Origin of the sequence: Lactiplantibacillus plajomi (assembly GCF_005405405.1) — a bacterium.
Taxonomy (GTDB): domain Bacteria; phylum Bacillota; class Bacilli; order Lactobacillales; family Lactobacillaceae; genus Lactiplantibacillus; species Lactiplantibacillus plajomi.
Genome location: NZ_BJDZ01000025.1, coordinates 11,807 through 35,517, shown reverse-complemented (window position 1 = coordinate 35,517; position 23,711 = coordinate 11,807). Strand labels below are relative to the sequence as shown.

Sequence of the window (23,711 nt, the reverse complement as noted above, 5' to 3'; positions counted from 1 at the left end):
TTTATTTATAAAGAGACTGCAATATAAGCGGAAAATGCTTATTTGAGAAAGGTGTAATTACTTTTCTTTTATAAATCAATGAAAGCGCTAACAACGGAGGGAATACAAATGAAAACAAAAATTACAAATATTGGTGAAGGTGTACAAGAATTATTAGACGGTGGTGTATTAATTATGTTTAATCCGAATGCACCTCAAGAGTTGCAAGATGTTGCAGCGTTACACGAAAAGCAAACTAATGATACAAATGTTTTGCATGAAAATGGAAAAATTATTTTTGGTAATCAGGAGTTCAATATTGATTTTGTCGGTAGCGAAGCGAATAAAAACTTTGACAACCTTGGTCATTTGTCAATCTATTTTAATAATACTGATGAAGACATGGGTAAGTTACCTGGCTCTGTATTTGTTTCATCTTCAAAAGTTAGCGTGCCTGAAGTAACGGTAAACCAAATCGTTGAAATTCAGTGATTTAGAAAGAGTAGAGGTAAGTTATGGATTATTTAACAACAGCGGCGTCAGCGTTTATTGGATTATTTAAGGCTGGCGGAAAAGTTTTCATGGGGTATATGACAGATATCATCCCCCTATTGATTACAGCTATTAATGCATTGGTAAGCTTCATTGGTGAAGATCGTGTCAATCGCTTTATGTCAAAACTGACTAAATTTACTTTGTTACGTTATACATTGCTACCTATATTAGGTGTGTTCTTCTTTACTAACCCAATGTGTTATACAGCAGGACGTTTCTTACCTGAAAAGTATAAGCCTGCTTATGTTGATTCATGCGTTTCTTTCTTACACCCGGTTACAGGATTATTCCCACATGCCAACTCGGCAGAGTTATTTGTGTTTTTAGGTATTGCTAGTGGCTTTAGTAAGGCTGGGGGAGATCAGACGAAGCTGGCCATGTTATACGCTCTTACCGGTATAGTTGTTATTCTTATTCGTGGGATTGTCACTGAGCGCTTTAGTATGTTTTTCTTCAAACGAAATGGAAATACTAACATTTTAAATCAGGAAATGGATGTTAATGATTTGAAGAAGACAAATGCAAAGGAGGCTTAACCATGAGTAATTATAAAAGTGTTACCGTTAATAAAGGCAGTCACGGTTGGGGTGGGCCGTTAGTTATTCAACCTACTGATGAAAAGCCTTATGTTATCAGTGTTACTGGCGGTGGTATTGATCCAGTTGCTCAAAAGATTGCCGATTTGACTGGGGCTAAAGTGGTCGATTCATTTGAAAATCCTATTCCAAAGGAGCAAACTTTTGCTGCTGTTATTAATTGTGGTGGGACTGCACGGAGTGGTGTATATCCTAAAATGAAGATTCCCACTATCAATACAGTTGCTATTACGCCTGCTGGGCCGTTGGCAAAATATATTAAAGAAGACATTTTCGTATCAGGGGTAGACAGTAGTAATGTTGATGCTGGTGGAGAAGCGCTTGAGAAGGATACTTCCGAAGAGTCCGAGCCACAAAAACAAGATACTGCAGCAGCAACAGTTACAAATAATTCAGGATCAAGTAAAAAGGAAGAAACTGGATTTTTGAAGCTTATTGATGTAGTTGGTAAAGTTGCGGGAGACTTTGTCAATACGTTTTATCAAGCTGGTCGAGATACAATCGACACTTTAATTAAAAATGTTTTACCATTTATGGCGTTTGTTGCGACGTTAGTCGGTATTATTAATTATTCAGGCATTGGTAAGGTACTTGCTAATATTTTAAGCCCACTAGCAGGTAATATTGTTGGCTTAGTAATATTGAGTATCATCTGTGCATTACCATTTTTGTCTCCGATTTTAGGCCCTGCGGGTGTTATTGCAGCGGTCGTAGGTACCTTAATTGGTCAACAAATTGGTACGGGTGTTGTTCCAATGTATCTGGCATTACCAGCTTTATTTGCGATTGATGCACAAGCAGGATGTGACTTTATTCCAGTTGCATTAACTTTGGGTGAGGCTGAACCGGATACAATTACTTCTGGTACACCTGCCATGTTGTTTTCAAGATTATTAACTGCACCGATTGCGGTTTTAATTGCGTATGGCTTTTCGTTTATGCTGAGATAGTGTATATATAGGGGAGGATTACCATGAATGGGTTATTATTTGTGCTATTTTTGATTATTATTGCGGTACTCAGGCAGATTTTAGGTATTATCAATAGCCGAGTTTATACGACTGAATACCGTGATATCTTACAGGATAATCAAAATGGATTTTTCGGTGTTGGTCAATATCAGCCAAAATTTAAGATTAGTGAAGTTTGCCTGGTTGTGATTGATTCAAATAATACCATTAAGGACTGTAGAATAATTCGTGGTATATCTATCTTTGCAAGGTTTCATTATTATGAGGATGTAATTAATCAGAACGTAAGTAGTGCTAAAGTATTAAGTAGTCGTCATCATCGAGTTATACAGGAAGCAGCAGCAAATGCACAACGACAGATCATAAACAGCTAACAGCGCACTTCTATTTGTGATATTTAGATTGAAGTGTCTCACGATATGATATAAGTTAGCTATTGATTTTGTTGGTAGTTATCTATATTAAGTGAGGCCTATATGTAATGAAAAATGAATCGGCAAATCGTGACTTGTTACTTAGAGCTGCGATACTATATTATGAACAGAATATGACACAAGAGAAGGTTGCCAAGACAATTGGTGTGTCGCGCCCTGCGGTTTCAAAAATTCTTCAGCAGGCAAGAGATAGTAACTTGGTTGAATTTTTTGTGAAGGATCATGATAAAGAGGTAGTGGAATTAGAACTAAAGATACAGGAAAAATATCATTTGAATAGTGTACGGGTAGTATCGACACGTTTTAATAGATCAACAGATGCAATTTTTGATCAAGTTGGTTTATTGGGTGCTCAGTATTTGAAAAGCATTTTAAAAAAGAAAATTAAAATAGGGATAGGTTGGGGAAATGCAATATCTCATTTTGTAGACGAGGTAGATTACCAAAAGTCAGAACAAGCAGTAATTGTTCCGTTAGTTGGCGGTATGGGTTTGCTGAATCTAAATATTCATGCAAATTATTTAGTCTCAGAGCTTGCTAGTAAACTGGATTCTCAATATTCTACTTTTTATGCGCCGGTTATAGCAGATACTGCGGAGAATGCGAAAGATTTACGGCAGACTTCATTAGTGTCATCGGCACTTAAAGCCGCAAAAAGTGTTGACGTGGCATTTATTGGTATTGGTAATGATGTTCGTGAATCAACATGGTGTAAACTAGGATATATCACCAAGAATGAAACGGATGAATTAGAGCGTGTTGGTGCAATTGGTGATGTGGTGTCAGATTTCTTTAATTCAGATGGAAAAACAGTAAAAACTGATTTTTCAAAACGATTAATTGGTATTACAATTAACGATTTGAAAAAAATTTCTGATGTAGTTGTTATGGCAGTTGGTGAGCAAAAGGCGGCGGGAATTCAGGCAATGTTAGATCAAGGTGTAATTAATACGCTGTTTATTGACTGGGACATTGCAGAAAATTTATGTTTGTAGTCTACGTGTGTTTTAATTTTGAGTAGATATTAACAATATAGCAACTAAACATTAGTTCTTGAGGTTCCTTGTAAAGAGGCGAACTAATTTAGGATTAAAGTTTACATGTACTAGCCAGCGTCTTTGCACGCTGGCTTTTGTATATATAAATTGTGGCTCTTTGTCAATGTCAAGGGCAGTTATAAAATGTAGGTTTATGGCGGTTTAAAAATGTAGGTTTTGGGCGGTTAATTAACACCTTTTAATCGATAAGACTTTCCGGTGATCTTGACAACATGCACATGGTGAACTAAGCGGTCAAGAATAGCCGCTGTAACTGCCGGATTTTGAAATATTTCTACCCAGCCGGAAAGATCGCTGTTACTGGTTATAATCGTCGAATGTCGTTCATAACGGGCATTTATGAGTTGAAAAAAGAGATTAGCTTCGTCGTGCCCGATGGGCAAATAGCCGATTTCATCGATAACCAAAAGCTCATAACGGGCATATCGGCTAATACAACGCTCTAAGGTGCCTTTCTCGTTGGCAGTCCGTAATCTCAATAACAGTTCATGACAATTGATGAAGAGTACCCGTTTACCTTGATGGCAGGCTTCAATCCCAATGCCAATTGCTAAATGTGTTTTACCGACCCCCGGACTACCAATAAAAATTAGGTTTTCTTTCTTCTCCAGAAACGCTAAGTCTTGAAAACCAAGTACCTCTTTCTGATTGATGCTAGGCTGAAACTTAAAATCAAAGCCCTTTAGTGTTTTAGCTTGGGGAAAACGTGCACGTTTTATAATACGGGCTATCTGCTGTTCTTGATTCCAGTCTATCTCGGCATTAGTTAGCGCCAACATGGCCTCTGTAAAAGGCATTTGCTGTTGATTTATTTGATCGACGTACTCAGGCAAATAGGCCGCCATTTTAGTGAGTCCTAAGGACTCCAGGTTAATCAGTAGCTCTTGAAATTTACTAGTCATTTTCATCACCTTAAACTTGGTCATATTCTGTTAAATGTTCTTCAATGTATGCCTGTATATCCTGCTCACTCTGGCCCTTTAAAAGGTCTGAGCCCAGTATCCGAACACGGTCATGATTTTCATAATTGAATTGATTTGTCGTTATTTTGTGCGAACGAATCAATTCTCCGCTATAATAAATTTGGATACGCTGCTCATCATCGGTCAGCTCAATATCGACTGTGCGACCAATGTAGCGTGGATCAACGGAGTACTTACATTTACGAAAGTTAACCATCGATTCTTTTGAGACGATACGGGTAATATCTTCCTCGAAGAATGGTTTTAAAAGGTTAGCTGGGAGTTTATGTAAGTACTCCTTTTCTTCATGCTCCCACATATCTAGCGGAACCTGATTGGTAACTTGAGATACCTCAAGATTCAAATCCTGGCAGAGATCAGTCACTAAGTTATTTAATTCCACCTCATCTTCAAATTCATAGTTATACGGCCGTAATCTTTCCATTGTTCTGGCTAAGGCTTCAACGACGCCCTTAGTTTGTGGGCGGAATACCCTACATGCAATCGGATTATAGCCGGCATCGTGGCTAAATTGACGAAATCGTTCATTAAAGACTGCTTTACCAAAACTAGATTTAGTATGATCGACAACCTGTTTCATATTATCGAACCAGACTTCTGTAGGAACCCCTCCAGTAGCTTTAAAAGCGTCATTAAGGCACTGAAAGAGGGTATCCTGGCTACGTTCAAAGACCAAACTGATATACTTTCGTTTTGAAAAGGGAAGTACATAAAGAAAAATGTTGAAACGAACTGGTTTGCCTGCCTTGTTGTATAGTGTCATTTCCTCTTTCCAGTCAACTTGGGCCGATAGGCCCGGCGTGTGTTCAACTCGAATGGTGGCTTTATGAGTTTGCTCTTTGCGGACGGTAGCACAGTATTCTCGAACGATTGTGTACTTACCCTGAAATCCTTTCTTCTGAATAAATTTGTAAATTGACTGAGCTGAACAATTCAGGTCTAATTTACGGCAGATGATGTCTCTATAATTATCCAACAAGCTAGCCCTTTTACGCTTTACGGGCATGGCATTTTTACCTCTCAGTGCTTCTTCGTAAGCTCTTTTAGCGGTTCGGTAATCAACACCATATTGTCTCCCAAGTGCTGCATAATTTGGCTTAATTTCGTTATTCACGTACTGTTTCGCTCCTTCGCGGATATCATGTCTCACATTGAAAACCTCCTCTTCAATGTGATTCATAATATCAAAAAATGTAGGAAAACCGACAATTCTCTCGCCGCCATTTTCCTACATTTTATAACCGCCATGCACATCAACCGGTATTGATGGGGATTAATTTGAGAATCCAATTCATTTACGAATTGGGTCCTTTTTTTGTAATGTTGATTCTAAATGAGATTTGAATTCGATAGATAAAATTTTACCTGTTTAGATAACCATATGCAGGTCGTTTAATCTGTTTGGTTAATACCCTCGATGGGACCTTTTGACAGCCGTGTTTAAGCGTCCGGTATTCGTGGGTATCTGGTTTGAACTGTTTCATCAGTTGAACTCGGGTCTGATTGAGAGATTGCAACGTCTGAAAGTTATCGGTCACTAGTTTGGCGTTGGGAAATAGTTCCCGTACGACTGGCTGATACTGGGAATTAAAATCCATAACAACGCGAATCATTTGCTGCTGATAAAGCTCATCTGATTGCTGGTGGATCTGAATTCGCCGATACAAAGAGTTACTGGTGATCCGCTGAAAACTGGCTGAGTGCCTTATCCGAGTAATCATAACCGCCGAACAATCGTATTGGTTGAAACGTTATATTGAGCCGCAATGCTACTCATCGTGTGATCTTCAGTCAAGGTCAAATCAATGGCGTGAAGAACATTTTCTGAGATTTGATGTTGTTTTTTTCTAATGAAGTTTCTGCCAGAACCGTGGCACCACAAGTTTTACAGATGAAAGGTTGTTTTCTTAAGTTGAAGATTGTAATGAGTTCACTAACACGAGAAAGGCGAATGTTAACTAGTTTATGCCTATTTTTAAGCATGGGAGTTTGGCCACAGCGTGGGCAATATTTAACATCATAGGTTAGTACCCCGCTAACTCTTAAAATTCTTTTTACAAGGTCATGCGTGACTAATGTTTTGATCGACTTGATTGTAGCATAGGACGGTATGTCTTTTTGTTGTACAAAAAAATGGTATTGATGGATCTTGTCCATCAACACCAAATACCATAGAGCCCTTATTGACACTTTTTATTCTGATTGAGAACATCTTAGAATCTAAGACTATAGAAAAAAACTCCAAACCAGGCACTAGGTTTGGAGTTTTAAAAACTTAGAAAGAGATTTTAAAAATTAATTGTTACTTTAATGGCGTCCATTTCCAGTTAAGCACTTCTGGTAAGTCGTCACCTTCAGCACGAATGTAATCGTGGTGCTTGTCTAATTCACTGTTCATTTCTTGAATAAGATGTGCGCCCTTAACGGCGTATTCAGGTGAGGCTAACAAGGCAGCCTTAACTAAGTGGAAGCGGTCGAGTTCGTTACGTACACGCATGTCGAATGGTGTCGTAATGTCACCTTCTTCACGGTAGCCGTGAACGTGTAAGTTATGGTTGTGACGATCGAAGAAGATGGTCTTTACTAAGTCATCGTAAGCGTGGTATGCGAAGATAACAGGCTTGTCCTTAGTGAGGAAGGCGTCGAATTCAGCGTCTGATAAGCCACGAGGGTCATCCTTCTTCAACTTCAAGAGGTCAACAACGTTAATGAAACGAATCTTCATTTCTGGGAAGTTAGCGTGCAAGATTGAAACGGCAGCTAAACTTTCAGTAGTAGGTTCTGAGCCGGCAGTTGCAAAGACAACGTCAGGTTCTTCACCGTTATCGGTACTTGCCCAGTCAACAACGCCTAAACCATCGTTAACTAAGTGCTTAGCTTCATCCATCGTGAACCATTGTGGACGTGGGTGCTTGCTTGCGATGATCAAGTTGATCAATTGCTTACTTTGGATAGCTTTATCAAAAGCAGCAATTAAAGTGTTGGCATCGCCTGGAAGGTAAGCGCGAACGTAACCGGTCTTCTTTTCAGCCAAGTGTGAAATGATACCTGGGTCTTGGTGAGAGTAACCGTTGTGGTCTTGTTGGAAAGCAGTTGATGAAGCAATCACGTTCAATGAAGGTACATCGGCACGCCATGGTGTTTCTTCATGGGAATTCCGTAACCACTTGAAGTGTTGGGTCAACATTGAGTCTACGACCCGCAAGAATGATTCGTAACTTGCAAAGAAGCCGTAACGACCAGTTAAGTTGTAGGCTTCCAACATCCCTTCGTCCATGTGTTCTGACAACATGGAGTCAATGATCCGGCCTTGAGGTGCTAATAAAGCATCGTTTGGTTCGTGAATTGGTTCCATCCATTGACGGCGAGTGTCTTCAAAGGCAGCGCCTAACTTGTTAGATAAGGTTTCATCAGGACCCCAACCACGGAAGTTCTTGTTATGTTCGTTTAACTTGATTAAGTCACGAATATACTTACCTAATTCGGTCATATCAGAACCGTCTTCTTTACCATGTTCCTTGTTATCAAGAGCATAGTCATCGATGTTTGGTGTGATAAGATCCTTAGTCAACTTACCACCGTTAGTAACGGGGTTGGTTGACATCCGAGCGTCTTTAGCTGGTACAATTGCTTCAATTTCGGGCTTCAAAGCACCGTTTTCGTCGAATAATTCTTCTGGCTTGTATGACTTGAGCCATTCAACCAACTTGTCAGCGTGTTCCATGTGGTTACCGTCAACAGGAATTGGAATTTGGTGAGCACGGAATGAACCTTCAATTGGTTCGCCGTCCCATGACTTAGGGCCAGTCCAGCCCTTAGGTGCGCGGAAGACGATCATTGGCCACTTAGGACGTGATTGGTCATCGTTGTCCTTGGCATTCTTGCGAATAGCCTTGATTTCTTCAATAACCTTATCCATTTCGGCCGCCATTAACTTGTGCATCTTGGCAGGGTCGTCACCTTCAACAAAGTGAGGATCCCAGCCAAGGCCCTTAAAGTAGTCTTCAAGTTCTTCATGTGATTCACGTGAAAGAACGGTTGGGTTAGAAATCTTGAAACCATTTAAGTTCAAGATTGGTAATACAGTCCCGTCTGAAATCGGGTTGAGGAATTTGTTAACTTGCCAAGAAGTTGCCAATGGACCAGTTTCTGATTCACCATCACCAACAACGGTTGCGGCAATTAAGTTCGGGTTATCCAAAACCGCACCGGCACCGTGTAAGATTGAGTAACCAAGTTCGCCACCTTCGTGGATTGAACCTGGCGTCTTAGGATCGGCATGGGAAGCAACCCCGCCTGGGAATGAGAATTGCTTGAATAAGCGCTTCATACCAGCGGTATCCTGGGTAATCTTTGGATAAGTTTCGGTATAACTACCATCTAAGTAGGAGTTGGAAACCATAACTTGGCCACCATGACCCGGGCCTTCGATGTAGAACATGTCCAAACCATACTTGTTAATGACCCGGTTCAAGTGGGCGTAGATGAAGTTTTGACCAGCAATCGTGCCCCAGTGGCCGATTGGGTGCACCTTAACATCAGAAGCCTTCAATGGCGTCTTTAATAATGGATTGTTTTTTAAATAGAGTTGACCAACAGATACATAGTTAGCAGCACGCCAATACTTGTCGACGAGATTTAAATATGAGTCTGAAGAATAATCAACGGATGTGTCTTTAACTGTTTCACTCATTATTTTGCAACTCCTTTGCAAATGTTTGTTTTATTTATCATTACGGTTACTATGATAGCGGTTCCAATTATAAAGTCAAGAGAATTTAGAAAAAACGTTTAGACAAATTATTTTAATTTCTTGTTGGATGCGACGAGTACAGGTACGGAAGCACTTTTTAAGTCACTTTCCATTTTGGATTCTACTTGGCAATCCGAGATTAAAACATCAATAGCATTTACGCCTGCAGTTTTATACATGGCATTTTTCTTAAATTTAGTATGATCAGCCAGAACAACTTTAGTTCTGCAATGTGTCATCATCTTCTTTGAAACTTCGACTTCTTCCACGTAATGGTTGGTAATTCCAGCTTCGAAACTAACACCACCGCAGCCAAAGAATCCAATGTCGGCATATATGTTGTGAATATTATCGAGTGTGATTGGTCCTGATAGAGATCCCTCACTTGTCCGCATACTTCCTCCGAGTACGACCATTTGTATATTTTTTATGAATTGCAGTGAGGTTACGACAAACGAGGAGGTAGTAATAATCGTTAAATTTTGAAGTTTACTATGTTTTATTGCCTCTGCAACTTGAAAAGCGGTTGTACCATAATCAATAAAGACAGAATCACCATTATGAATTAACGAAACCGCACTTTCTGCAATTTTTTTCTTTTCAGATACTTCTTGATGCTGGCGCTTTCCATATCTGGTCTCGCTAATGCTTTCAGGCAAAGTAGCACCACCACGAACAGCATGGACGAGGCCTTGTTGATCAAGAGTATAAATATCTTTTCGTATTGTTTCCCTAGATACGTTTAACTGCTTACTGATATCTGAAATTCGGACACTTTGGGATCTGTTAAGTAAATCAATAATATATTTCTCTCTTTGAGCAACTTCCATCGACTTCATCTCCATACTGAATTGAAATTAACAGAATAGTATAACAGTTGGCGTTTTTTTGCAAATAAAGATGATTAATATAATTTGGCAATGTATTTATTGGCTTGCAAAATTATATGTTGATAAAAGTATTGTAATTTAAGCTTTTATAATAGCCTAAAGTAGTAGAAAAATCATTTGCAATTGAATTTTGCAATGCAATGCTTCGATAGTGAAAATAATCACTTGATCTTTTTTAAAGAAAATGCTTGCAAAGCAAATGCAAAATGATACAATTTAGACATGAAAGCGATTACAGCGCTTTGAAATGAAAGGAGTGGAAGAAATTGACAACAAATAATACGGTTGAAGTTAGCGATTATTTACGTGATCAGTTAATCTTCCTGCATACATCGTTTAAGAGTACAGATGAATTATTTGGTGCTGTTAGTGATGTTGCGAAAGAGAATGGATTTGTAACGGATCAGTTTTTACCTAAAATCACAAAACGTGAGGCAACTTTTCCAACGGGTTTGCAACTGGAACATCGAGGAGTAGCAATTCCTCATACGGATGCGGATACCATCAAGAAAGAGTTTGTGGCTGTTGTTGTAAATGATCAACCCGTGAACTTTAAACGTATGGATGACCCTAGTCAAGAAGTTGGAGCAAAGTTGGCATTTGTGTTGGGACTTAATAAGCCACACGCGCAACTCGAAATGTTGCAAGCACTTATGTCGATTATTCAAGATGATGCGTTAGTTGAAAAATTGGAAAATGTTGATTCTGTATCAACTGTTCATGAATTACTAAGTAATAAAAATTAAAAATATAGGAGTGTATTATTATGACCAAAAAAGTAAATGTATTAGTTGCATGCGGTGCTGGGATTGCTACTTCAACCGTTGTTATGAGTAAGGTAGAACAATTATTTAAAGATAACAATATTGACGTAAACTTAATGCAAATTAAGATTGCTGAGGCTGCATCTAAGCAGGAAGATGCTGATATGTTAATCTCAACTACTGTATTACCAACTACGTATAGTATTCCTACTATTAAGGCGATGGGTTATTTAACTGGTATCGGTGTCGATAAGCTAAATAAGGAAGTTATTGATACTGCTAAAAAGATTCAAGACGAAGCAAATTAATTAATTTACGGAGGTATAAATCATGCAGCAAGTTGGGAATGTTGTTCAATACGTTTTGAACATGGGTGCATCTGTCATGCTCCCAATCATGATTTTTATTATTGCTCTTATTTTTAGAGTTAAACCAGCGAAAGCTTTACGATCTGCTTTGACGATTGGTATTGGGATGGTTGGTATTAACTTAGTTATTAATTTATTAACAACTAATATTGGTCCGGCTGCTAAGGCCATGGTTAAGAGATTTGGTTTTAACTTAACTATTGTTGATGTTGGTTGGCCGTCAGCCGCAGCCGGTGCTTGGGCACAACCGATTTCTTCAATTTTGATTCCAATCCTATTGGTTGTTAACATTATTCTTATTCTATTGAAAGTTACTAAAACACTGGATATTGATATTTGGAACTATTGGCACATGGTTGCTGCCGGCTCAGTTGCGTATATTGTAACGAAGAGTTGGGTATTTAGTATTATTTCAGCTATTTTATACATGATTTTCTGTTTAGTAATTGCCGATAGAACGGCAAAAAGTGTTCAAGATTTTTATGGTCTAGAAGGAATTAGTTTTCCTACCGGTTCTAGTGATGCCTTTGGTTTGATTGGTATTCCTGTTGCTTGGGTTGTTGCACGTATCCCTGGGCTAAAGAACTTGCATGCTGATGCTGAAACTATTCAAAAGAAATTTGGTATTTTTGGTGAACCAATGATGATGGGTATTATTATTGGTGCAGCTATTGGTTTACTAGGTGGATACGATGTTGCCGGAGTTTTGAAACTTGGTATTAACATGGGTGCCGTTATGATGCTGATGCCACGGATGGTTAAACTATTAATGGAAGGCTTAATTCCAATTTCTGAATCTGCACGTGACGTTTTGACGAAACGTTATGGTGAAGATCGTGAAATTTACTTAGGGATGGATGCTGCACTTTCAACGGGTGCTCCTGCAACTCTTGCTACAGGTTTGTTGCTTGTTCCAATTACTTTATTTATTGCCGTTATCCTTCCAGGTAACCGTGTCTTACCTTTCGGTGACTTGGCAACCATTCCATTCTATGTTTCATTGATTGTTGCTTCACGTAAAGGTAACATTATTCACTCAGTTATTTCAGGAGCAATTGTTATTACTTTAGCATTATTAATGGCTACGGACTTTGCTGATGTTCATACTGCAATGCTTGAAGGTGTTGTTAAGATGCCTGCAGGTTCAACCCAAGTTTCATCACTTGATATGGGTGGTAACTTCTTGAACTGGATTCTATTGAAGCTAGCAGATGTTTGGAACGCGGTATTTTAGTTTGGATTAATTGATTTGGTAAAAGAGGTTATTTATGATGAAAGCTTCAATGCTAACAGCGCTTAATAAATTCGAAGTTCGTGATATTGATATTGCGGATCCTAAAGAAGACGAAGTTCAAGTTCAGGTTATGGCTGCAGGAACTTGTGGTTCTGATAGTCATAAAATGAAATCTGGGTGGAGATACGGATACCCTTCTGTTATGGGACATGAATTTGCTGGCAAAGTTGTTAAAGTTGGTAAAAATGTTACAAATGTTTCTGTTAATGACAGAGTTGCGGTTGCGCCTTTTAAGCCTTGTTATCATTGCTACTACTGCAAGGTTGGAATGTTTCAAATGTGTGAAAACTATTCCATGTTAGGACAACAAGAAAATGGTGGTTTTGAACAATTTGTAAACGCTCCCGCAGCAAATGTGTTGAGTATTGGTGAAATGTCGTATGAAGACGGAGCTTTGATCGAACCAATGGCCGTTGCAGCCCACGCTGTTTTTGGAATTGATGCAAAAATTGGTGATACTGTGGCAGTGTTCGGTTTAGGAACGGTTGGCGATTTAGTTGTCCGTCTCCTCCAGACCGCTGGTGTTAAAGATATTATCGGTATTGATATTGATGATGCGAAACTCCAAAAGGGTATTGAAGAAGGTTGCACGCACGTAATCAATTCAGCTAAAACTGATTTAGTTGAGGAAATTAATAAGTTGACTGACAATCGTGGTGTGGATATTTCTATGGAGTGCGCTGGATCAAAAATTACTGAAGAGCAGACCATGTTAGTTACAGCACGGCGAGGGAAAATTGGCTATGTCGGTATTGCATATGCTGATGTAACTTTACATCAACAAGCTTTTGAAAGCATTTTCCGGCATGAATTAACGCTTAAGGGGTTCTGGAATTCTTATTCCGCACCGTTCCCTGGCAAAGAATGGACAACATCAATTGATTTTGTAAATTCTGGGAAAATAAAGATTAATGATTTGATTACGCATAAATTTACTTTAGATCAAATGCAAGATGCGTATGACATGATTACTAGTCGTTCGGAATCATTCAATAAAGTTATGTTTTACCCGAACGGCATTGAAAGTGGAGAAAAATAGGTTTTAATCACTTGACGGAGGCGTAGTTATTTATGGATACAACAAAAACGATGGAAGCCGTTGTAAAAACGGATGCAGGTTATGACAACATGGAATTGAAACAGATTCCAATTCCTGAAGTGACGGGTGACAAAGTATTATTGAAGGTTGCCTACACGGGAATCTGTGGGACTGATATTCATACTTTCAAGGGTCAATACGCAAATGCCGTAACACCTTTAGTATTAGGTCATGAATTCTCTGGTAAAGTTGTTAAGGTTGGTCCTGACGTTAAGAATTTAAAGCCAGGCGACCGGGTTACTAGTGAAACGACCTTTGCAACCGATGAAACTTGTATTTACTGCCAAGACAAAGAATACAACCTTTGCCCAAACCGGGTTGGTATCGGGACCAAGGCTAACGGATCAATGGCTAATTATGTTTTAACCCGTGAAGAAAGTGCCCATGTTTTACCTGACAACGTTTCTTACAAGATGGCCGCGATGTCTGAACCATTAGCATCGTGTGTTCACGCAATGTACCAAAAGACACCATTTACCTTGCATGACAAGTTACTCATCATCGGTCCTGGACCAATGGGATTACTTTCATTACAAATCGCTAAAGAAATTGGTGCTTTTGTAATCGTTTCCGGTATTACTAAGGATGCTGATCGTTTACAAATTGCCAAGGAACTCGGTGCGGATATTGTTGTGGATACCCAAAAGGAAGACTTGGAAAAGGTTATCATGGATGCCACCGATGGCGTTGGTGTGACTAAGGTCTACGATTGTTCAGGTGCTACGCCAGCTGTTAACGCTGCATTGCCACTTATCCGTAAGGGCGGTACTTTCCAACAAGTTGGTTTGTTCTCAAAACCGTTAAACGAATTGGACGAACGCTCAATTATCCAACACGAAATCACTTACCGTGGTTCTCGTTCACAAAACCCATACGACTGGCCAATTGCATTGCACCTTGAAAGCAAGGGTGCAATTAACGAAGACGCCATGATTACGAAGGTCTTTGACCTCGAACACTGGCGCGACGCTTTTGATGCAATGATGGCTGGTAAGGAATTAAAGGTTATGATTGCGTCGAACCCAGACGATCCAGACTTAGCCGATTAATTCAGTTTTAAACAAATGACATATTAGTAATCGAATTACTACCTCCTTGTTTAAAGGTGCTAAGAGCTGTGTTCTTAGCACCTTTTTTCGGGAATTAATGCATTTTTTAAAGTAAGGAGTAAATTGAATGGCTTACCACGCAATTTTATTTGATATTGACAATACACTAATTAATTCTGCAAACTTAATAGCTGAAACTCTTAGAACGGCAGCAATTAAAGTTGAAAATGTTGAAGCTCCGTTAGAAAAATATCGGCAGTTAATTGGCCAACCGGGAGATAAGATTTTAAGAAGCTTTGGCGTAAAGGACCCAGAAACAGTTTTACGTTATTACATGAAGGATTTTACAAGCAATATGCATAAGTTGGTATATTTTCCGGGTATTGAGAGTTTGTTTGAAAAGTTGAAACATGTAGATTTGAAAATAGGTGTTGTTACTTCAAAGAATAGATTTCAATTTGATCAAGAGACAAAGTATTTTCCGATGATTGCGAATACTAAAATTGTAACGACCTCAGACTTAACTGCTAAGCCAAAACCAAGCGGTGATCCGTTAATTTATACAATAAAGACGAATGGATTAGATCCTAGTACGACGCTGTATGTTGGTGATAGTGTTTATGATATGCGAGCTGCTAATGAAGCAAAAATAGACTTTGCTGCTGCTGGATGGGGTGCGTTGCCCGATGAGAAATTTGAAAACGCAAAGTATCTGCTGAAGAAACCGGAAGATTTATTAAAATTGGTTTCACTTTAATATTAAGTCTTTAAAATAGTAAAAGGTGATAATTCCATCTGGTTTTATCACCTTTTTTAGCAAGTTAGACATTGTGGAAAGATTAGTTTACTGAGTCTCTAATTTGTCACTACCGCTACAATTTGCTTATACTGACCTGTAAGGGCTATCATTAATATATTAATGAACTAACCAGAAAGGGTGTTGATTAAATGTCACAATTTCCTGAAGGATTCCTATGGGGCGGTGCAACCGCTGCTAACCAACTAGAGGGTGGTTATCAAGAAGGCGGCCGCGGCTTGTCGATTGCCGACGCGCTGCCGGGCGGGAAGGACCGCTTTAAGATTGTCAGCCAGCCGGACTTTGACTGGACGATCGATGAGGATAAATATAATTATCCGAACCACCTAGGCATTGATTTTTACCATCATTATAAAGAAGATATCGCCTTGTTTGCCGAGATGGGCTTTAAGTGTTACCGTTTCTCGATCGCCTGGTCACGGATTTTTCCGAACGGTGACGAAGCGCAGCCGAACGAGGCCGGGTTACAATTTTACGACCACGTTATTGACGAGTGCTTAGCCCAGCACATTGAACCGGTCATTACGATATCGCATTACGAGCTGCCACTGAACTTGGCAAAGCGCTACGGCGGCTGGAAGAACCACTATTTGATCGAGTTTTACGAACGTTTTGCACGGACGATTTTGACGCGGTACGCGGACAAAGTGAAGTACTGGATGACCTTTAACGAAATCAACAGTGCCGCCCAGTTCCCGGTTATGGGACAGGGCCTGGTACCGTCGAACGGTGGTAACGATAAGCGCAACGTGTTCCAAGCTTGGCATAACCAGTTCGTTGCCAGTGCCAAGGCGGTCAAAATTGCCCACAGCTTGAACAAGAATATTCAGGTCGGCTGCATGATTCTCTACGCTACGAGTTACAGTTACGATGCCAACCCGGTCAACCAGTTAGCCAACCTGCATCACAACCAGGATTTCAACTTCTTCTGTGCCGATGTTCAGGTACGCGGCGAATACCCGGCCTACACCAATCGCTTATTGGCCGAATACGACCTGCGCTTTGACGACCTCGAAACTACCGACGGCGAATTAGCATTATTGAAGGAGTACCCGGTCGACTACATTGGTTTTAGTTACTACATGTCAACGGCCAACGAAACCACTGGTCAAACCACCGACACGGTGGCCGGCAATTTAATGGGCGGCGTCAAGAATCCGTTCCTGAAAGCTAGCGAGTGGGGTTGGCAAATTGACCCAACTGGGTTGCGGATTGCGTTGAACGAACTTTATGACCGTTACCAAAAGCCGCTATTCGTCGTTGAAAACGGCCTGGGAGCTGTCGATAAACCGGATAAGAATTTCCACGTTGACGACGACTACCGCATCGATTACTTAAAACAGCATATTCAGGCGATGGCCGGGGCCATCAAGGACGGCGTCGACTTAATGGGTTACACGCCGTGGGGCTGCATCGACCTCGTTAGTGCCTCAACGGGTGAAATGAGCAAACGTTACGGCTTCATCTACGTTGATCTGGATGATCAGGGCAATGGCAGTTTAGCACGCTACCCGAAGAAGTCGTTCTATTGGTACCAGGCAGTAATTAAGAACAATGGTTTGGAAAAGCCCAAACCAAAGGATGATCAAGCTAAGGAAACAATCATTAAACCGTTAGTTTAATTGACTAGCAAAAGCGCCGCTCACAGAAAATTGTGAGCGGCGCTTTCTAGGTTAGGGTGGTAAACGAATTAAAGGTTACCGGCAGTCTTACCGGCGATCCGACCAAAGGTGATGATGTCGGCGATGGCGTTACCACCAAGGCGGTTAGAGCCTTGGATAACCCCGGTTAATTCACCGGCAGCGTACAAGCCAGGAATTGCTTGTCCCTTAGTGTTCAACACTTCGGTCTTATCATTGATGACCAGGCCACCCATGGTGTGGTGGACGGATGGGACGGCCTTTTCAATGTAGTAAGGGCCTTTTTCAAGCGAAACCAATCCGGCGCGGTGATGAAAGTCTTTATCCTTACCAGTCTTCGCGTACTGGTTGACCTTCTTGATGGTGGCCTTCAGTGCGGCTGGGTCGATATCCACGTCCTTCGCTAATTCGTCGATCGTATCGGCCTTGTAAAGGAGGTGTTCCTTGATCAATTCGTTGTATTCCGCTTTATGTGCGGCCTTGGTCTTGGAAATTCCGTCGATCTTGTCGTTCCAGATTTGGTACGTGTAGCCACCAGGTTGCTTCAAGATGGCTTTAGAAATAACGTCGCGCCGTTCCAATTCTTCAACGAAGCGCTGTCCCTTTTGGTTAACTAGGATGGCGCCGTCAAAACGGGTGTCGGCGAGCAGTGAGATCATCCCGGTCTTCGGGTTGGCAATTGGGTAGGTTTGAATGTACTTCATGTTGGTCAACTTCGCACCCACGTTTTGCGCCATGACGATTCCGTCACCAGTCGTGCCGGCCGTGTCGGTGGACTTGTAGCGCTTGTCGTATTCCTTGTTATACTTCGTCCGCATTTTAACGTTGGAACCAAAGCCCCCGGTCGTTAAAATGACGGCCTTCTTAGCGTTAAAGGTGACGTTCTTCTTGTCTTCGTAACGGGCCTTAACCCCGGTGATCCGGCCGTTTTTCTTAATTAACGAAGTGGCCTTGGTATTCACGTAAATCGGGATGTTGAGCGAGTTTGCCTTGGCATCCAGCTTAGTAATCAGTTCCTGACCGGTGTGGCCAACGGGAATCAGCGCCCGTTTATAGCTATGGCCACCGAACTGGAAGAGTTGGTCGTCTAAGAACTTCACGTGAACGTCGTCGCGCAACCACTTGGCGGAACCGAGCGCGTTATTCGCTAAGATGTGGACCATCTTCGGGTCACCGAGGTTGTCGCCGCCCTTCATGGTGTCCTTATAGTAACTCTTAACCGAGTCGCCCTTGATACCCAGCTTCTTTTGAACCCAGTTGCCGGGCGCGTTCATTTCACCACCGGAAATCAGGGTGTTCCCACCAACCGTTGGCATTTTTTCCAAAATAGCGACTTTTTTGCCGGCCTGCTTGGCTTCAATCGCCGCGGCAAAGCCGCCACCGCCGGAGCCAACGACGACGACATCGTAGTTATTGACCTTGGCAACTTTCGGGTCGCTACTGCTGGACTTTACTTTAACGGCTTTTAGTGAAATGCCGGCCTTTTTAACGGCGTCCTTAACGGCAGCGATGTAGCCCTTACTAGTGGCAGTTGAACCACTGACGACGTCGACGTCGGTCGAGTTCTTCGCCACGATGGTGTCTTTCAACTGGCTATATACCGGTTTTGCCAACACCTTATTTTCGTTTTGACTCAGTACCTTGATACTGTCGATCTTGTCACCTTTGAACTTAACGGACACCTTGATGTCCCCGTGCTTCCCGGAGCCGGTCCCCTCGACCGTTTGGTTCTTGCTACCGGATGAACAGGCGGTCAACGTAAAAATTGCAATGACTGTGAATAATAGTCCCCACCAACGTTTCTTCATAATGTGGCCTCCTCTAAAGACTTGATTTACCCTTAGTATAGCGGGGAAGCGCTATTTTTTCGTTGGACAATCCTGACATCAGGTGGACTTTTCGGTACATTTCGTGAAATAATATACAAAACGGAGGGATGACCATGCGCTCGCTGAAAACGCAAATTGTCAGTTTGTTTTTACTGATTTCAATTACCTTGATTGGGATGATCTACGTGGCCATGCGCCTGGAAATGACCCGCAACGTGTTACCAATCAATACGTCGATGACCCAGCAAATGGTGGACGACCGCGCCAATCAAATTGACGGCTGGTTCGGGGAACGGCTGTCCGAGCTACGCTTATTGGCGAACTTGCCGGCGCAACGGACGTACACCCGCGCGCAGTTCTTTAAGGAAACCGACGCGGTCACGAATTTTGACTTGGATAACTACGTGTCGCTGCGACTCGTGTCGACCGACGGGGTGTCGCACTCGGCGACCTACCCCGATTTTTCGGTGAAAAACCGCGATTACTACCGCGAAATGCAGCGGACGCCAGCTAAGGCTTACACTGTCAGTAATTTGTTGACGTCCAAGGAGGACCGCCAGTCGATTGTCATCATCCTGTACCGCTTAGCAAAACCGCTGGCGGACCACACCGCCTACATTGCGGCCGCGGTTCCGTTGACCAAAGTGGAAGCGCTTGCGCATAACCTGTCGATTTACGATGGGAGTGGCGAGCTGTTAGGGGGCGAAGCCAAGGCCCCGCGGATCGACCCGCAACGGGAGGTACTGTTGTCGACGCGGTTAGCCCAACTGCCGGGCTGGAAAATCAACTACATCGTCCAGAAAGCGGACCTCCGCGAAAGCACCCAACAGATGATGCGGCTACTGCTGGTCATTGCCCTCGTTGTGAGTGGTTTACTGGGCGGTCTACTGCTGATTTTATGGCGGCGAATCGTTCACCCGTTAGTGGGGTTAACGACGACTATGACCCGGATTCAGGCCGGGGGGCACGATATTCGGGCCACGGTTGAGGGGCCGCAGGAAATTCAGACGCTGGCGACGACCTTCAACACCATGTTGGCGCGGGTGTATGAAAATGAGGCGAAGTACCGCGAGGCCTCGATTCGGGTTTTACAGGGCCAAATTCAGCCGCACTTCCTTTATAACACCTTGGATACGATTCAGTGGCAGATTTTAGGGGGTGAAGCGGACGCGGCCGTGGACATGCTGGAAAACCTGAGTACCTTCTTCCGCAAGGGCTTGAACCACGGCCAGGAACTGATCAGCTTACGCGATGAACTAGCCCACGTGAATAGTTACGTTAAGATTCAAACGGTGCGTTTCCCGCAGTTGGCCCACTTCGACGTGCGGGTGGCCGCCGACCTATTAGACCAACCGGTGATGCACTTTATCTTACAGCCGTTAGTCGAAAACGCGATTAACCACGGGATTCGACCATTAAAGCAGCCGGTTGGGCGGCTGACCATTCGTGCTGAACGGGGAACCGACGCGACGCTCGTGATTACGGTGGCGAATAACGGGGTGCCGATTGCCCCGGCAGTGCTGACCGCCTTAAACGACGGTAGTTACCGCGAAGGGCGCGATGGGTACGGGATTTATAACGTCTGTCACCGGCTACAACTGTTCTATAACGGGCACGCTAAGCTCCGGTTCCGCAGTCAACCGGACTTGACCAGCGTCCAAGTGACGGTACCGATTATTAAGGGGGAACTCGATAATGAAACGATTACTGATCGTTGATGACGAACGCGCGCTCAGGACGGGGCTGGCGCGCTACTTACAAGCTAGCACGACCCCGTTTGGTGAAATCATCACGGCTGATAGTGGTCAAGCTGCCTTGCACGAATTCGAACAGCACCCGATTGCGGCCGCTCTGATCGACATTAATCTGGGTGACTTAAACGGGTTGGACCTGATCGAACTACTCAATCACCGCTATCCGCAGACGTTGATCGTGATCATCAGTGGTTTTGACGACTTCGACTTTGCGCGACGGGCCATTAAGTTGAACGTGCTCGACTACTTATTAAAGCCAATTCCGCGTAGCGACTTGCAAAAGCTGATGACGACCTTCGCCACCAAGCTGGCTGACCAGCCGGACGAGCCGGCTCAACCGGTCAGTTTAGCGGCGCAGGTGAAGTCCTACATCGAAACCCACTACTTTGAAAAGGACTTGACGTTATCGCAAGTGGCCGGCTGTCTGTTTGTGAGTGAGACCTACCTTAGTAAGCAGTTCAAGCAGGCGTACGGGCTAACCTTTTCCGAGTACCTGATCGATACCCGGATGCGGCGGGCCCGCGAATTATTGCGGAGTCCGATCTTGCAATACAATGTCAGCGCGATTGCTAATAAGATCGGTTACGAGGACGCCCACTACTTCAGCCGGATTTTTCGTAAGAAGGTTGGTCAGTCACCGATTCAGTACCGCCAAGCCGTGCTTGAATAGGACTTAAGCTTTGCAAACCAGTCGTTGGTTCGCAAAGCTTTTTTACGTTAAACTTCACCGGTAGATTTCATGAAATAATTTAGAACGAGGATGCGTTAGGAGTGAAATGCTGATGAAAATTAATCCCAAAAATAAGTTTGCTTTTAGAAACATAGTTTCACAAAAACTGGCAATTATTTTTTGACATTGTAATTTAATTACAGCAATGCTATATTTGAATTGTACATGAAAGCGATAACAAAGACGGAGGTGTTCATTAATGTTAGGTTTTTCCGTGTACTTGAATCAGTCGTTGAGTGCTGAACGGATCGCACAAATACGCCGGATGGCCGCGGCCGGCTTTTCCGGCGTTTTCACGTCAATGCATATTCCGGAAGACGACCCGCGCCAATATTTACAACGGGTTTCAGCACTCGGACAAGCGTGTCACGACTTGGGACTGGCGCTAACGGCGGACGTATCGGCAGCGGGGATGCAACGGATGGGCGTTGCGATTGACGATACGGCGACCTTGAGCCAACTCGGGTTAACGGCGTTACGGGTGGACGACGGTGTCGAGATGACGATGATTGCTGACTTGTCGCACCGGTTACCAATCGCGCTGAATGCCAGCACAATCAGTTCGGCCGATGTCGCCGAATTGACGGCCGCCGGGGCTGATTTTGATCACTTGGAAGCTTGGCATAACTATTATCCACGACCGGAAACCGGCTTAGACGCCAACTGGTTACGGTTAAAAAATCGATGGTTGAAGGAGCAGGGATTTACCACCATGGCGTTTGTGGCGGGTGATACAGATTTACGGGGACCGCTTCACGCCGGCTTGCCGACCTTGGAAGCCGACCGTCACGCTAACCCGTTAGCTGCAACTTTACGACTACAACGCGAATTACTAGTTGATAAGGTGTACGTTGGCGATTCGGTGCTGAGTCCGGCGGCGTGTGAACAATTTGATCAATTTTTTAATCATGCAACGGTGCAATTATCCGTTCACACGCAGCGACCGGAGTTGACGAAACGGACGTGGCACAACCGGCCGGACGTCGCGCGCGACGTGGTTCGGTTAGTCGAAGGTCGGCGCTTGATCAAGCAGGTGCCGCCAACCGCACCGCAAGCGCGGCCAATCGGCGCAATCACGGTCGACAACGACGATTACGGGCGCTACGTGGGTGAGTTACAGTTGGTGAAAACGCCGTTACCGGCGGACGCGAAAGTTAACGTCATTGGTCAGGTGGCCGCTAGTGATTTGGCTTTGTTACCGTTAATCGGCAGTAACCAGGCGGTCACGATGAAGGGAAAGGGTGAATATTAGTGAACTTAGGAAACTTAACGACCGAGACGCGTAACCAGCAGTCGATGACGCTGGACACGCTCTCGGTCAAGCAAGTTTTGACTTTGATGAACGAAGAGGATCAAAAGGTGCCGGCCGCGATTCACGCGGCGTTGCCCCAAATTGAAAGCGCGGTCAATACGATTGTGGCCCACTTTCAGGCGGGCGGGCGCTTGATTTACATGGGCGCCGGAACCAGCGGTCGGTTAGGCGTCTTAGACGCGGCCGAATGCGTGCCGACGTTCGGGACCAGTCCCGAGATGGTGCGCGGGTTGATTGCTGGCGGGATGTCCGCCATGACGGTTGCCGTGGAAGGTGCCGAAGATTCGGAGACGCTGGGGCGCCAAGACTTAGTCGACTTGAAGTTAACGGCTAACGATACGGTCGTTGGCATCGCTGCTAGTGGGCGGACGCCGTACGTGATCGGTGGCTTAGATTACGCGCAAAAAGTTGGTGCGGCGACCATTAGCGTGGCCTGCAACGCCCACGCGGTCATCAGTGCCCACGCCAAAACGGCGATCGAAGTCGAGGTCGGGCCGGAAGTCTTGACCGGTTCGACCCGCTTAAAGTCCGGGACAGCGCAAAAACTTGTGTTAAACATGTTATCGACGGTTTCGATGATCGGCATTGGTAAGGTGTATAAGAACTTGATGGTCGACGTGAAGCCAACCAATGAAAAATTGGTGGAACGGGCGAAGCGGATCATCGTTCAAGCGACCGATTGTTCGGCAGCAACGGCGGCATCGGCCTTTGAAGCGGCCGACCAAGACGTTAAGTTGGCCATCGTAATGGTGTTAACGGATATGGATAAGGATGAAGCAGCGCAGCGGTTACAACGAGCGAAGGGATTTGTTCGTCAAGCCGTCAAATAGGAGGGA

At 43.4% G+C, this 23,711-nt stretch carries 21 protein-coding genes and 1 pseudogene; 16 read left to right on the top strand and 6 right to left on the bottom strand.

Translation table 11 applies throughout. The features are described 5' to 3' along the window. Nucleotides 1-108 precede the first annotated feature (108 nt). From FFM82_RS10285 to FFM82_RS10265, 5 genes are all read left to right on the top strand, one after another. Nucleotides 109-471 carry a PTS glucitol/sorbitol transporter subunit IIA gene (locus FFM82_RS10285; RefSeq protein WP_137645749.1) on the top strand — a complete coding sequence of 121 codons (363 nt, stop codon included), beginning with the start codon at nucleotides 109-111 and terminating at the stop codon, nucleotides 469-471. A 23-nt stretch (nucleotides 472-494) separates the two neighbouring features. Then, nucleotides 495-1,070, top strand: a complete 576-nt coding sequence (gene srlA / locus FFM82_RS10280; protein WP_137645748.1) for a PTS glucitol/sorbitol transporter subunit IIC — start codon at nucleotides 495-497, stop codon at nucleotides 1,068-1,070. 2 nt (nucleotides 1,071-1,072) lie between these two features. Beyond that, the gene (srlE, locus tag FFM82_RS10275) at nucleotides 1,073-2,080 is read left to right on the top strand and encodes a PTS glucitol/sorbitol transporter subunit IIB (RefSeq protein WP_137645747.1); all 1,008 of its coding nucleotides are present in this window, start codon (nucleotides 1,073-1,075) and stop codon (nucleotides 2,078-2,080) included. A gap of 23 nt (nucleotides 2,081-2,103) precedes the next feature. Then, on the top strand, nucleotides 2,104-2,475 hold the full coding sequence (locus tag FFM82_RS10270) for a transcriptional regulator GutM (RefSeq protein ID WP_137645746.1): 372 nt from the start codon (nucleotides 2,104-2,106) through the stop codon (nucleotides 2,473-2,475). Nucleotides 2,476-2,582: 107 nt separating this feature from the next. Further along, entirely contained in the window at nucleotides 2,583-3,530 is a 948-nt protein-coding gene (locus FFM82_RS10265; protein ID WP_137645745.1) for a sugar-binding transcriptional regulator, read from the top strand. A gap of 227 nt (nucleotides 3,531-3,757) precedes the next feature. Here FFM82_RS10265 and istB read toward each other — a convergent pair whose 3' ends face one another. The 5 genes and pseudogenes from istB to FFM82_RS10235 form a co-directional block, all read right to left on the bottom strand. Next, nucleotides 3,758-4,495, bottom strand: a complete 738-nt coding sequence (istB, locus tag FFM82_RS10260; RefSeq protein WP_137645744.1) for an IS21-like element helper ATPase IstB — start codon at nucleotides 4,493-4,495, stop codon at nucleotides 3,758-3,760. Between the two features lie 10 nt (nucleotides 4,496-4,505). Then, a complete protein-coding gene (gene istA, locus FFM82_RS10255; RefSeq protein WP_137645743.1) occupies nucleotides 4,506-5,726 on the bottom strand; it encodes an IS21 family transposase in 1,221 nt (406 codons plus the stop codon). A gap of 286 nt (nucleotides 5,727-6,012) precedes the next feature. After that, a pseudogene (locus tag FFM82_RS13770) lies at nucleotides 6,013-6,733 on the bottom strand (transposase); the annotation flags it as partial. Nucleotides 6,734-6,878: 145 nt separating this feature from the next. Beyond that, nucleotides 6,879-9,269 (bottom strand): phosphoketolase family protein, encoded by a 2,391-nt coding sequence (locus FFM82_RS10240; protein ID WP_137645740.1) that lies wholly within the window; start codon nucleotides 9,267-9,269, stop codon nucleotides 6,879-6,881. A gap of 107 nt (nucleotides 9,270-9,376) precedes the next feature. After that, the gene (locus FFM82_RS10235; protein WP_137645739.1) at nucleotides 9,377-10,159 is read right to left on the bottom strand and encodes a DeoR/GlpR family DNA-binding transcription regulator; all 783 of its coding nucleotides are present in this window, start codon (nucleotides 10,157-10,159) and stop codon (nucleotides 9,377-9,379) included. Between the two features lie 326 nt (nucleotides 10,160-10,485). Between FFM82_RS10235 and FFM82_RS10230 the strand changes: the two genes are divergently transcribed. The 7 genes from FFM82_RS10230 (at nucleotide 10,486) to FFM82_RS10200 (ending at nucleotide 17,232) form a co-directional block, all read left to right on the top strand. Then, nucleotides 10,486-10,965, top strand: coding sequence for a PTS sugar transporter subunit IIA (locus tag FFM82_RS10230; protein ID WP_137645738.1), 480 nt, complete (start codon nucleotides 10,486-10,488; stop codon nucleotides 10,963-10,965). Nucleotides 10,966-10,985: 20 nt separating this feature from the next. After that, complete coding sequence (locus tag FFM82_RS10225) at nucleotides 10,986-11,291, top strand: PTS sugar transporter subunit IIB (RefSeq protein ID WP_137645737.1); 306 nt, start codon at nucleotides 10,986-10,988, stop codon at nucleotides 11,289-11,291. Nucleotides 11,292-11,313: 22 nt separating this feature from the next. Further along, nucleotides 11,314-12,585, top strand: a complete 1,272-nt coding sequence (locus tag FFM82_RS10220; RefSeq protein ID WP_137645736.1) for a PTS galactitol transporter subunit IIC — start codon at nucleotides 11,314-11,316, stop codon at nucleotides 12,583-12,585. Nucleotides 12,586-12,622: 37 nt separating this feature from the next. After that, nucleotides 12,623-13,684 (top strand): galactitol-1-phosphate 5-dehydrogenase, encoded by a 1,062-nt coding sequence (locus FFM82_RS10215; protein WP_137645759.1) that lies wholly within the window; start codon nucleotides 12,623-12,625, stop codon nucleotides 13,682-13,684. A gap of 32 nt (nucleotides 13,685-13,716) precedes the next feature. Beyond that, nucleotides 13,717-14,793: a zinc-binding dehydrogenase gene (locus tag FFM82_RS10210; RefSeq protein ID WP_371852251.1), complete on the top strand. Its 1,077-nt coding sequence runs from the start codon at nucleotides 13,717-13,719 to the stop codon at nucleotides 14,791-14,793. Between the two features lie 127 nt (nucleotides 14,794-14,920). Beyond that, entirely contained in the window at nucleotides 14,921-15,550 is a 630-nt protein-coding gene (locus tag FFM82_RS10205) for an HAD family hydrolase (RefSeq protein WP_137645735.1), read from the top strand. 191 nt (nucleotides 15,551-15,741) lie between these two features. Then, nucleotides 15,742-17,232: a glycoside hydrolase family 1 protein gene (locus tag FFM82_RS10200; protein WP_137645734.1), complete on the top strand. Its 1,491-nt coding sequence runs from the start codon at nucleotides 15,742-15,744 to the stop codon at nucleotides 17,230-17,232. A gap of 68 nt (nucleotides 17,233-17,300) precedes the next feature. Here the strand turns inward: FFM82_RS10200 and FFM82_RS10195 are convergent, their stop codons facing one another. After that, nucleotides 17,301-19,058 (bottom strand): flavocytochrome c, encoded by a 1,758-nt coding sequence (locus FFM82_RS10195; protein WP_137645733.1) that lies wholly within the window; start codon nucleotides 19,056-19,058, stop codon nucleotides 17,301-17,303. A gap of 134 nt (nucleotides 19,059-19,192) precedes the next feature. Between FFM82_RS10195 and FFM82_RS10190 the strand changes: the two genes are divergently transcribed. The 4 genes from FFM82_RS10190 to murQ all read left to right on the top strand — a co-directional run bounded on the left by FFM82_RS10190 (nucleotide 19,193) and on the right by murQ (nucleotide 23,705). Further along, on the top strand, nucleotides 19,193-20,797 hold the full coding sequence (locus tag FFM82_RS10190) for a cache domain-containing sensor histidine kinase (protein ID WP_170178276.1): 1,605 nt from the start codon (nucleotides 19,193-19,195) through the stop codon (nucleotides 20,795-20,797). After that, nucleotides 20,775-21,503, top strand: a complete 729-nt coding sequence (locus tag FFM82_RS10185) for a response regulator transcription factor (protein ID WP_137645731.1) — start codon at nucleotides 20,775-20,777, stop codon at nucleotides 21,501-21,503. The genes FFM82_RS10190 and FFM82_RS10185 overlap by 23 nt, the downstream gene beginning before the upstream one ends. 259 nt (nucleotides 21,504-21,762) lie before the next feature. Then, the gene (locus FFM82_RS10180) at nucleotides 21,763-22,815 is read left to right on the top strand and encodes a DUF871 domain-containing protein (protein ID WP_137645730.1); all 1,053 of its coding nucleotides are present in this window, start codon (nucleotides 21,763-21,765) and stop codon (nucleotides 22,813-22,815) included. Next, nucleotides 22,815-23,705: an N-acetylmuramic acid 6-phosphate etherase gene (murQ, locus tag FFM82_RS10175; RefSeq protein ID WP_137645729.1), complete on the top strand. Its 891-nt coding sequence runs from the start codon at nucleotides 22,815-22,817 to the stop codon at nucleotides 23,703-23,705. The genes FFM82_RS10180 and murQ overlap by 1 nt, the downstream gene beginning before the upstream one ends. Nucleotides 23,706-23,711 lie beyond the last annotated feature (6 nt).

What these genes read in the sequence shown, in the direction of transcription:
- FFM82_RS10195 (WP_137645733.1), bottom strand. Translation starts at nt 19,058, where the DNA reads ATGAAGAAACGTTGGTGGGGACTATTATTCACAGTCATTGCAATTTTT.
- FFM82_RS10210 (WP_371852251.1), top strand. Translation starts at nt 13,717, where the DNA reads ATGGATACAACAAAAACGATGGAAGCCGTTGTAAAAACGGATGCAGGT.
- FFM82_RS10240 (WP_137645740.1), bottom strand. Translation starts at nt 9,269, where the DNA reads ATGAGTGAAACAGTTAAAGACACATCCGTTGATTATTCTTCAGACTCA.
- FFM82_RS10215 (WP_137645759.1), top strand. Translation starts at nt 12,623, where the DNA reads ATGAAAGCTTCAATGCTAACAGCGCTTAATAAATTCGAAGTTCGTGAT.
- FFM82_RS10205 (WP_137645735.1), top strand. Translation starts at nt 14,921, where the DNA reads ATGGCTTACCACGCAATTTTATTTGATATTGACAATACACTAATTAAT.
- FFM82_RS10265 (WP_137645745.1), top strand. Translation starts at nt 2,583, where the DNA reads ATGAAAAATGAATCGGCAAATCGTGACTTGTTACTTAGAGCTGCGATA.
- FFM82_RS10190 (WP_170178276.1), top strand. Translation starts at nt 19,193, where the DNA reads ATGCGCTCGCTGAAAACGCAAATTGTCAGTTTGTTTTTACTGATTTCA.
- FFM82_RS10285 (WP_137645749.1), top strand. Translation starts at nt 109, where the DNA reads ATGAAAACAAAAATTACAAATATTGGTGAAGGTGTACAAGAATTATTA.
- FFM82_RS10185 (WP_137645731.1), top strand. Translation starts at nt 20,775, where the DNA reads ATGAAACGATTACTGATCGTTGATGACGAACGCGCGCTCAGGACGGGG.
- istB (WP_137645744.1), bottom strand. Translation starts at nt 4,495, where the DNA reads ATGACTAGTAAATTTCAAGAGCTACTGATTAACCTGGAGTCCTTAGGA.
- FFM82_RS10235 (WP_137645739.1), bottom strand. Translation starts at nt 10,159, where the DNA reads ATGGAAGTTGCTCAAAGAGAGAAATATATTATTGATTTACTTAACAGA.
- FFM82_RS10180 (WP_137645730.1), top strand. Translation starts at nt 21,763, where the DNA reads ATGTTAGGTTTTTCCGTGTACTTGAATCAGTCGTTGAGTGCTGAACGG.
- FFM82_RS10220 (WP_137645736.1), top strand. Translation starts at nt 11,314, where the DNA reads ATGCAGCAAGTTGGGAATGTTGTTCAATACGTTTTGAACATGGGTGCA.
- srlA (WP_137645748.1), top strand. Translation starts at nt 495, where the DNA reads ATGGATTATTTAACAACAGCGGCGTCAGCGTTTATTGGATTATTTAAG.
- FFM82_RS10225 (WP_137645737.1), top strand. Translation starts at nt 10,986, where the DNA reads ATGACCAAAAAAGTAAATGTATTAGTTGCATGCGGTGCTGGGATTGCT.
- srlE (WP_137645747.1), top strand. Translation starts at nt 1,073, where the DNA reads ATGAGTAATTATAAAAGTGTTACCGTTAATAAAGGCAGTCACGGTTGG.
- FFM82_RS10270 (WP_137645746.1), top strand. Translation starts at nt 2,104, where the DNA reads ATGAATGGGTTATTATTTGTGCTATTTTTGATTATTATTGCGGTACTC.
- FFM82_RS10200 (WP_137645734.1), top strand. Translation starts at nt 15,742, where the DNA reads ATGTCACAATTTCCTGAAGGATTCCTATGGGGCGGTGCAACCGCTGCT.